The 8,188-nt window shown below is 45.0% G+C and carries 9 protein-coding genes; all 9 read left to right on the plus strand.

The features are described 5' to 3' along the window. Complete coding sequence (locus H7F11_RS15390) at window positions 1–705, plus strand: GntR family transcriptional regulator (RefSeq protein WP_193651429.1); 705 nt, start codon at window positions 1–3, stop codon at window positions 703–705. Window positions 706–820: 115 nt separating this feature from the next. Then, window positions 821–2,479, plus strand: a complete 1,659-nt coding sequence (locus tag H7F11_RS15395) for a purine-cytosine permease family protein (protein WP_193651430.1) — start codon at window positions 821–823, stop codon at window positions 2,477–2,479. Window positions 2,480–2,552: 73 nt separating this feature from the next. Then, window positions 2,553–2,720, plus strand: a complete 168-nt coding sequence (locus H7F11_RS15400; protein WP_193651431.1) for a hypothetical protein — start codon at window positions 2,553–2,555, stop codon at window positions 2,718–2,720. A gap of 626 nt (window positions 2,721–3,346) precedes the next feature. Further along, window positions 3,347–4,651 carry a purine-cytosine permease family protein gene (locus H7F11_RS15405; protein ID WP_193651432.1) on the plus strand — a complete coding sequence of 435 codons (1,305 nt, stop codon included), beginning with the start codon at window positions 3,347–3,349 and terminating at the stop codon, window positions 4,649–4,651. Between the two features lie 8 nt (window positions 4,652–4,659). Beyond that, window positions 4,660–5,361 carry a cysteine hydrolase family protein gene (locus tag H7F11_RS15410; RefSeq protein ID WP_227485567.1) on the plus strand — a complete coding sequence of 234 codons (702 nt, stop codon included), beginning with the start codon at window positions 4,660–4,662 and terminating at the stop codon, window positions 5,359–5,361. 238 nt (window positions 5,362–5,599) lie between these two features. Further along, window positions 5,600–6,259 carry a YoaK family protein gene (locus H7F11_RS15415; RefSeq protein WP_227485568.1) on the plus strand — a complete coding sequence of 220 codons (660 nt, stop codon included), beginning with the start codon at window positions 5,600–5,602 and terminating at the stop codon, window positions 6,257–6,259. Window positions 6,260–6,356: 97 nt separating this feature from the next. Beyond that, entirely contained in the window at window positions 6,357–6,518 is a 162-nt protein-coding gene (locus H7F11_RS16880; RefSeq protein WP_227485569.1) for a hypothetical protein, read from the plus strand. Further along, window positions 6,500–7,564 carry an IS4 family transposase gene (locus H7F11_RS15420; protein ID WP_227485570.1) on the plus strand — a complete coding sequence of 355 codons (1,065 nt, stop codon included), beginning with the start codon at window positions 6,500–6,502 and terminating at the stop codon, window positions 7,562–7,564. Before H7F11_RS16880 ends, H7F11_RS15420 begins: the two co-directional genes overlap by 19 nt. A gap of 146 nt (window positions 7,565–7,710) precedes the next feature. Beyond that, the coding region (locus H7F11_RS15425) for an IS110 family transposase (RefSeq protein WP_193658232.1) at window positions 7,711–8,188 on the plus strand (478 nt) is incomplete at its 3' end.

Genomic DNA, 8,188 nt, shown 5'->3' on the forward strand with positions numbered 1-8,188 from the left:
ATGAATAAAAAGGCGCCCATACCGTTAGGCATCGCTTCTAATCGTGCGGATGAAACGTATCTGCGATTAAAAGACGAGCTTTTTAATTTTTATCTGTTACCCGGCGATTATTTTAGTGAAAACGAAATTGCCGCGCGGATGGCAGTGAGTCGCACACCGGTTCGTGAAGCCCTGTTCCGGCTGCAACGGGAAGGCTATGTGCGCGTTATGCCCAGAGTGGGCTGGCAAGTACGCCCGCTCGATTTTGATAAATTTGATCAACTGTATGAAATACGGATTCTTTTAGAAGAGTCTTCGCTACAACGCTTGGTACGCAAAGAAAATATCTCGAACATAAAAATGCTCATGGCCACTTGGTGTTGTTTACCCGATGAACGAGAAAGTGATGCCAAAGCCGTCTGGTTGCAGGATGAACAATTTCATGCCGGCTTGGTCGAGGCCGGTGGCAACGCAGAGATGTCCCGCATTCATCAGGACGTGATGGAGCGTTTGCGGATTATTCGTCGTCTGGATTTTACGAAAGCCCAGAGAGTAAACGCCACCTACGAAGAACATGCGGCGATCCTGGGGCAAATTCAGCGGGGCAGAATCGGTGAAGCGCAACGACTATTAAGATCACACATAGAAGCGAGCCGATTGGAAGTGCATAAAATTACGTTGAGCATGCTGTATGAGGCCAGGCTGGAAAAAAACAGGGCGTATTGAACAGGTGTGTATTTAAAAATAGTACCAATATTTTTTTAATTCATCGGTAAGGAGATGGCGGTTAGCTCTATATAGACAAATAAATATCAGTTTTAATCAGATTAAGGAGAGCAAAATGGCAACAACAGTAAGCAAAAGTCCCGAAACGCGGGCAAAACGAATTTTTGGAGGGTTGGTCAACAATCCTGTTCTTGAAGATTATTCTCTGCGCTATGCACCATCCGGATTTCGTAAATGGTCGGAGTATGGCGTGGCGATGGCTGCCTTGGGTAGCATTGCCTATATGGCTGATCTCGCTATCGGCGGCTCTTTGGCTATTCAGTATGGATTCACCAATGCTCTATGGGGAATTTTAACCGCTGCACTGATTATTTTTCTCACGGGAATACCCATTGCCTATTATTCATCCAAATATAATGTGGATGTCGATCTGCTGACCCGAGGTGCCGGTTTTGGGTATTTGGGTTCCACCATCACCTCCGTTATTTATGCTTCATTTACGTTTATATTTTTTGCCCTTGAAGGTTCGGTGATGTCTCAGGCATTTACCCTCTTTTTAGGCATCCCCATAGCGCTCTCCTACATTATCTCCTCTCTGATCATTATCCCTTTGGTGTTGTTTGGAATGACGGCGCTATCGGTGGTCCAGAAATGGACGAACCCCATTTGGATCGGGCTGTTTGTCATCCCTATTGCTGCCATTCTGATCAAGGACCCCCAAACCGTCGCTTCTTGGGTACAATTTGCGGGCAAATCTCCCAGTGGTGCAGGATTCAATCCCCTGCTGTGGGGGAGTGCTGCCGGAATCGCACTTTCATTGATTGCTCAGATTGGAGAGCAGGCTGATTATTTACGCTTTATGCCTAAGATCAATCCGGTAAAAAAATGGAAGTGGTGGTTTGCCGTCCTGGCTGCTGGTCCAGGTTGGGTGATTTTGGGGGCAACCAAGCAGCTCATGGGTTCCTTTCTTTCTTCGATTGCCGCAACCCATGGTACGCCACTGGCGAACGCCAATGAGCCCATTCATATGTACATTGCGGGTTTTGGCTATGCCTTCCCGGCAGTTGCGTTGATTCTGGCCGCTATCTTTATTTTCATGTCACAAATCAAAATTAATGTGACAAATGCCTATTCCGGATCACTTTCCTGGTCGAATTTCTTTTCACGCCTGACGCACCGCCATCCTGGACGTGTGATTTATATCTTCCTGAACGTAGGTATTGCTCTTGCGCTGATGGAAGGCAATATGTTCTCTGTTTTGGGCACAATCCTTGGTTTTTACTCTAATGTAGCTGTAGCTTGGATTGGTGCGATTGTGGCTGATCTGGTCATCAACAAACCACTGCTGAAGTTGAGTCCATCGTATATTGAATTCAAAAGAGCGCATCTCTACAACTTTAATCCGGTAGGCTTCGGAGCGATGGTGATTGCTTCCATTGTTTCTGTAGCTGCATTTTTTGGGACATTTGGACCCTGGGGAGAGTCGTTCAGTGCCTTTATTGCACTTTTCCTCGCTTTTAGTCTTTCTCCTGTTATTGCGATTCTGACCAAAGGGAAATATTACATTGCCAGAGATCCACATTATCACGCCGGCACACACCACGATGTGCTTAACTGTACGACCTGTGGATTTGAGTATGAAAAAGAAGATATGGCTTGTTGCCCAGCCCATGATGGTCCTATCTGTTCTTTATGCTGTTCATTAGATAAGGAGTGTCATGATATGTGTAAAACAGTCGGAAGTATAAAGGATGTTCCTGTGAAGTGTTCTTGAGCTAATTAATGGGTATGTTGAGTGTGGGATGTAAATCAGCGATATGTTGAACTTTATTACTAGGAGAAATAACATGTTTTTTTCGAAAAAATCCGTTTTAATTATGGGCGGCGTCTTATCAGCCATTTCTTGCCGGGCTCATGCGGATGGTTTTTCCATTCCCCCGCCGCTCAAATTCAATGCTGGCCCATTGGGCGAGTTGAATGTCCAGGGTGTCGCATCCGCCATGGGATTCGCATAGACCAATCCTTCTGCTCCCGGTGCTGGCTTGAATAGTAAGAATTTAGGTGCGGCTATCACCAATGGGCTGGTGATGATTAACAAATCCAGTGGGTTAATCCAATTTAACCTTATTGCGGGTGCTTACAATAATCTAATTATTGATCGACCACCTTCTCTTTTATAATATTGTGAGTAAATGGTACTGCAATCGAATGAATATTGAACGTAGTTTTCCCTAGACAATCCAGCCTCCACAATAGTCGCGGCAATCAAGTGCATTACACGACAGATGATTAGTCAAATCCCATTTGAGCATTCTGGCCGAACATGATCGCTAGGTTTTACCGAGATACCACTATTCATCGGTTACGTCGTGAGGTATTGACAAAAGTGCCATAACTCATCCGACCATTGACTGCTACATAGACCTAAAACATCCAGTACAGATCTTTCGCATACCAAAGCCTCCACAAATATTTAGGATAAGTCATTCGCGCAAATGACTTGAAAAAAACCAAAACATTGAACGAATAATCCAGAATAAACCGTTGAGTTTTTGTTTGATTAATGATGCAAAAAAAACACTAGTAAAAAAATTGAATTTAAGCATAATAAAAAAAGTTAATAATTGCATTGGAGCTAAACATGGACATAAATGAGCACACATCAGGAAAGGTAAAACAAGATGATAAACTAGGTATTTTTAAGTTATCCATGATCTGGGCAGGATTTCCATTTATACTAGCAATAACAATTACTGGGTCAGTTTTTGCTATAAATTCAACGCCTAGCACTGCAGCATTAGCAATAATATTAGGAAGCTTAATAATGTTCATTTATGTTGGTATGCTGGGCGAGATCGGCTGGAAGGAAGGCAGATCTTTTGCTCAAATAGCGGAAGCAATATTTGGACGAGAAGGTTATAAACTAATAGCTGGATTATTATCAGTATTGGTATTAGGTTGGTTCACAATTAATACGGCTATGCCTGCAGAAATAATGGCTGCATCATTCCATCTACCATATTGGTCAATTTCAGTACTTTTAGGAGCAATATTTGTTTTAATTACAGTGTACGGAATAAAAGGTATGAATTTAATTTCTAGTATATCAGTACCATTTTTTATTGTTTTAATGCTTATCGCATTTATCATAATAATGTCACACAATCCAAGTGGAAACATCGTACATGCGCATGTTGGAGATAAGGCTATGACCTTCTCAGAAGTGCTTGCAGGTGTTCTAGCTTCATTCGCAGATAGCGGCACCCTCGCCCCAGATTTTAATCGATGGGCTAAGGATCGTAAAACCTCCTGGATTTCAGTTTTTTCAGCTTTTCCGATTGGATTTGGAGTTGCAATGATTGCAGGTGTTCTTTTTACAGTATTATTGTCAGATAAGGGATTGGTTTTTGATAAACCATTTCAGACATCAAATCCAATAGGTTACATGATCTTAACTGGTGGCGGTGCCCTTACTTTTGCAGTATTGGTAGCCGCAATAAATCAAGGTTCAAATGCAACACATTGTTTATATAACAGTGGTGTTGGTTTTTCAAAGCTTTTTGGTAAAAGATATGTTTTCACAACTTCAGTAATAGGTGTACTTGGAATTATAATCGCAGCCACTGGAGTATGGGCTTTGCTGATAGATTGGCTTAAAATTATAGGGGTGTTAGTACCGCCAATTGGTGCTGTAATTATTGTTTCATACTATACTGGAATTTATAATAAGCATAGCGGCCAATCATTCTTAGATGGAAATAAAAAATGGCATAAATATCCATGGATAGCGTTAATAATAGGTTGGATTTCTGGATTTATTGTTAACTTTACATTATTAGGTACAATTATACCTGTGCCGGTTGCGTCTTTCTTTGTTTCATTAATAATAATTTACTTTGCTTCTAAAAAGATAAGAAAAAATTCTCTTAAAAACAGCATGGCATAGGAGTTAGAATGATGAAGACTAAGCTTACTGTTACAGCAGATCCATATGTTTGGCCGTTTGATGGATATGTAGATAAAAAAAATGTAGGATTTATAATAATTGATATGCAATTTGATTTTTGTGGTAAAGGAGGTTATATTGATTCAATGGGTTACGATATAGAGCTAACTAGGGCAGTAATTAATCCAATAAGAAGAACGTTGGAAACAATCAGAGAAGTTGGTGATATTCTTGTTTTTCATACACGTGAAGGCCATAGGCCAGAATTAGTAGATTTGCCAAAAAACAAATTCTGGAGAAGTAAAAACGTTTGTCCAGGTATTGGAGAGCACGGTCCATGCGGAAGAATTCTTGTTAGAGGAGAACAAGGATGGAACATTATTCCAGAATTGGCTCCTATTAACGGAGAAATAATTATAGATAAACCAGGTAAAGGAAGCTTTTATGCTACAGATCTAGAACATATCCTTCGAACACAGGGAATCTCACACCTCATATTGGCTGGCATAACAACAGATGTTTGCGTTCATACAACGATGAGAGAAGCAAATGATAGAGGATTTGAATGCCTTTTACTTAAAGATTGTTGTGCTGCAACTGAGAAGAATCATCATGATGCAGCGATAAGCATGATTAATATGCAAGGGGGTATGTTCGGCGCAACGACTGATTCAATCAATCTTATAAAGGCATTAAAAAATATCTGTTAGTCATTTTCTGTTGGGCTATATTATTATATGTATCCTTTTTTTTCTGTAAAACAAAATAGCTTGAATTGTGTTATAGGTGTGGTTTTTAAATTCTACAAAAAAATATTTTTAATAATAAGATTTCTGTGAACTATACTGATCTACAACGCACAAAAATATAAACTCTAAGAATAACAAACTAAGAGGATATCGAAATGGCTCTGTGCTTATGACTATGCAATCATCCGCACCCCAACGTTTGGGAAAAGCCGATTGGACTATACATCTGCTCTCGGCAACTTCCGGAGGAGCAGACATCGTTGCCTTTCTCAAATTTCATATGGTCTTTACATCGGCTATGACCGGTAATCTGGCACTATTTGGCATTGCCGTGGGTGAGGGGCACCTGCTTTCGTCTACCCATTCTCTTGCAGCTCTTCTGGGGTTTATAGCTGGAATTATACTCGGGACTCTCTGGAAAGAACACTTGCACGCATTACGCATATTGCTCTGTTTAGAAGCCGCTTTTCTGGTAATTTATGCGGTGACATGGCTTAATGCAGGATTTCCTTATAATGGTGCATGGCTCTATGTCCTGATTATGGCGTCTGCGCTGAGCATGGGGTTGCAAAGTGTGGCTGCAAGATTGATTAATGTCGCCGGAGTGCCCTCTGTTGTGTTCACGAATACCTTAACCAGCATTGTCATTACCTTTACTGAAAACTTTCGTAGAAAAAGTGCCTTTCCCTTTGCCTGGAGGCAACAGCTAGCTGCGCTCTTTGCTTATCTGGTAGGCGCGATTTTATTTTCCATTTTTCTTTTCCATATTCCTATTCTCGCCATGATTTTGCCTTTTTATCTGGTTGTTATAGCTTTGTTTACACACTGGACAAGTACAAATAATCCTTCTGGCGGATGAATTTTGACTCTATTATGACACTTAAATGTAATACCGTTTAGATAGATAATTTTCTGTCAGAATAACCGCCATGTTTTGTTTCTGGGGAGACATGGCAATGGCACGTACCAAAGCACAATTACCTGTGGGCGCTCGTCTGGCCGATTATCTGACGGTGGGCTATCTGGCGATGCGCTGTCCCATCGGAAAAGTTCGGGAGACCTTGGTGCAACAAGGCTTGGAAGTCAGCGCCGTCGGGGGTTGCCCCACGACGTCCTGATTTATTTTGTCCTGGCGATGGTCCTCTATGCCAACGTCGCCTACGAGGAGGTTCTCCGTTTGGTGATTGAGCGGTTACGGCCCCTACTCGGAGAGGAGGGCTTGACGCAGGCCACCGTCAGCAAGGGGGCCATCTCCCAGGCACGCGGCCGTGTCGGTGCGGGTCCGCTGAAGGCGTTGTATCAAGAGCAGGTCCAACCGCATGGCCCGGCAGAGATGCCCGGCCTGTTCTATCGCGGCCTACGGATTATGGCCATTGACGGCTCCACCCTGGACATGCCGGATGAAGCCGCCAATGCGGAGTGCTATGGCTACCCCCCTTCTTCTCGGGGTGCGTCGGCTTTTCCCAAGCTCCGTTTTGTCGCCATGGCCGAATGTGGGACGCACACCTTGTGCTATGCAGAACCGGGTCCGTACGACCAGGGGGAGCGAGATCTGGCCTTGTCAGTCATGGCGCATGCGGATTCCAGCATGCTGGTGACCGCCGACCGAGGGTTTTATGGCTACGCTTTCTGGAAGCACTCCCTCGCCACGGGTGCCCGTCTGCTGTTTCGACTGAGTAGCGTCGTGCAATTGCCCCGAGAAGAAGCCCTGCCCGACGGGTCGTATCTCAGCACCATTTACCCCAGTTCTGCAGACCGAAAAAAACAGCGCCATGGCATCCGGGTGCGGGTTATCGAATATACCTTGAAGGGCATCCCCGATGCTGAGCCGGTTTACCGCCTGATCACCAGTTGGTTGGACCCCATTGAGGCGCCCGCCCTGGAATTGGCCGCCCTGTATCACCAGCGCTGGACCATCGAATCCAGTTTCGATGAGCTCAAGACCCATCTGGCAGAGCGCAGGGTCGTACTGCGCAGCAAGCGACCGGAGTTAGTGGAGCAGGAGTTCTATGCACTCCTGTTGGTCCATGCAGCTATCCGCCACCTGATGACCGAAGCCGCAGCGCAAACCGGTCAGGCCGCGCAGGATCTGTCCTTCATCCATGCGGTGCGCGTCCTGCATCGCCGTCTTCCCGCTGTCGGCGCTCTTCTCCCCTCGGGGTAGGTCTGCCTGGTTGCAGAGATGTAATGGATGCCTCCCCCTACAGGACCGGCAGCGGGGCGCTTCAGAAGGGAGTCCCCGCTTGATCCGGACGGCATCAAGGTGCCAAGGTGGAAATTTATCCACGGTAAGGACAAGGAGGACTCGTCATGCAGGTTACAACTTATGGACTGGATTTGGCAAAAAGGGTCATGCAGCTGCACTGGGTAGACATGGAGACCGGTGAGATTCATCGCAAACAGATGAAGCGTCGGTCACTTCTGGAGTTTTTCGCCAATCGGCAACCGGGCATCGTGGCCATGGAAGCCTGTGGGAGTGCGCATTATTGGGGCCGGGAATTACGCAATCTCGGTCATGAGGTCCATCTGGTAGCAGCACAATTTGTGCGCCCTTTCGTGAAGACCAACAAAAACGATGCAGCGGATGCGGCAGCCATCTGGGAAACCGTACAGCGTCCCGATATGCGCTTTGTGGCGGTCAAGAGTGAAGAGCAGCAATTCGTCCTGTCGCTCCACCGTATCCGGGAGCAACTCATCAAGGTCCGGACGATGCAGGTGAATCAGATCCGGGGCTTGCTCTATGAATTTGGTGCCGATCTGCCGCAAGGTCGGCAGAAGGGCCTGAAAG

Source organism: Acidithiobacillus sp. HP-2 (assembly GCF_015100155.1).
In the GTDB taxonomy this organism is placed as follows: Bacteria; Pseudomonadota; Gammaproteobacteria; order Acidithiobacillales; family Acidithiobacillaceae; genus Acidithiobacillus.